Annotated in this window: 1 protein-coding gene; it reads left to right on the top strand. The window is 67.6% G+C overall.

What is annotated here, in order from left to right; translation table 11 throughout:
* The first annotated feature begins 128 nt into the window (after positions 1-128).
* Entirely contained in the window at positions 129-1,775 is a 1,647-nt protein-coding gene (locus LPA41_RS40720; RefSeq protein WP_229076850.1) for an IS4 family transposase, read from the top strand.
* Positions 1,776-1,788 lie beyond the last annotated feature (13 nt).

The raw sequence follows: 1,788 nt of genomic DNA, 5'->3' as shown, positions 1-1,788 counted from the left end.
CCAAGGCCGCGTAGTTAAGGGGTTCGGGGTGTTGGCAACACTCGTTCGGTGGATGTAGGTGCATTAGGAACGGGGCCTCCGGTAGGCAGGTAGTCGACGAAGATCTATCTGCTTTGCGGGAGGCCCCGTTGTCTGTCGAGTCTGCCACGGTCACGTTGACGCGCACCATCACCGCGGCGGCGGGAGTGTTCGCTCCCGGCCATCTGGGTGAGTTGACACGGTTCCTGCCGTTCGACCTGGTAGATGCGGTGCTCGCCGAGACGGTACGGGTGCAGCAGCGGCTGCGGGATCTGCCGTCTCGGGTCGTGGTCTACTTCGTGATCGCCCTGTCCCTGTTCCCTCGTTCGGGGTATCTGCTGGTGTGGGGGAAGCTAGTGGCCGGACTGTCCGGGCTGCCGCTACCGACACCCTCGGAAGCGGCGTTACGGCACGCCCGCCGACGGCTGGGAGCGGCACCGTTACGGGCACTGTTCGACGTCGTGGCCGGGCCGTCGGCACGACCGGATACGCCCGGAGTGACCTATCGCGGCCTGCGCACGGTGGCCTTCGACGGGTGCAGCTCCTTCAAGACCGCCGACACCCCCGAGCATCGTCACTGGCTGGGTAAGGTCCGGCACCGTCAAGGCACCGCCGGATATCCGCAGCTGATGCTGATGGCCATGGTCGAGACCGGCAGCCGCGCCCTGCTGGGGGCCCGGTTCGGAGCCTTGAGTGACGGGGGCGAACCCGGCTACGCGAGCCGGCTGCCGCACCTGCTGGACAAGGACATGCTGGTGCTGCTCGACCGGGGATTCAACGGCAACACGTTCCTGGCCGACGTCGCCGCGACCGGAGCGCACCTGCTGGTCCGGCTCACTGAAGGCCGCCGCCCGCCGGTCGAGACCCCGTTACCGGACGGCAGCTACCTAACCCACTTGGGTGACCTCCAGGCCAGAGTCATCGAAGCCGAGATCACCACCGTCCTGGCCGATGGCACCACGATCGGCGGCCGCTACCGGCTGGCCACCACCCTGACCGACCACCACCGGCACCCGGCCGCCACCCTGACCGGTCTCTACCACGAACGCTGGGAGATCGAATCAGCCTTCTACGCCCTGCGCCACACCCTGTTCCACCAGCGTGTCCTGCGCTCGGCCACCCGAGCCGGTCTCCATCAGGAACTCTGGGGACTGCTCATCCTCTACCAGCTGATCCGCACCGCGATCACCGAAGCCACCGAACAGCGCCCCGGCACCGACCCCGACCGCGCCAGCTTCACCATCGCCCTGGCCAACGCCTGCAACCAGCTCATCAACGCCGCCGGCATCCTGCCAGACACCCTCGCACCCACCCGCGGCGGCAGCGCCGCCACCGACGCGCTGCCCGCCCGCCGCGACCGTGCCAGCCAACGCAAGGTCAAATCCCCGATCTCCCGATACGCCTACCGGCCCACCGACGATCCCCGGCCCGCCGCCAGCACCGCCGTCACCACCCGTATCCACACCATCTGGGCCACCACCAGAACCCCGCCACCGAAACCCCGCACCCGACCCAGGACCAGCACCCTCACCCAAAAGATCCTCAACCGGCTGCACCTCACCGCCGGCCAACCCGTCACCACCCACGACATCGCCGACCACACCGGCATCGACGCCACCCAAGCCCGCTACAAACTCGCCGACATGGTCAACCGCGGCGACATCATCAGAACCAGACCCGGACACTTCACCACCAAACCCCCAGCACCCACACCAACAACACCCACAAGAGTGTTGCCACCAGCCCACAGCCCTTAACTACGCGGCCTTG

Origin of the sequence: Actinoplanes sp. DH11, assembly GCF_020873875.1 — a bacterium.
Lineage (GTDB): Bacteria > Actinomycetota > Actinomycetes > Mycobacteriales > Micromonosporaceae > Actinoplanes.
The sequence above is the reverse complement of the archived record's forward strand: the minus strand, read 5'-3'. Positions and strand labels throughout refer to the sequence as shown.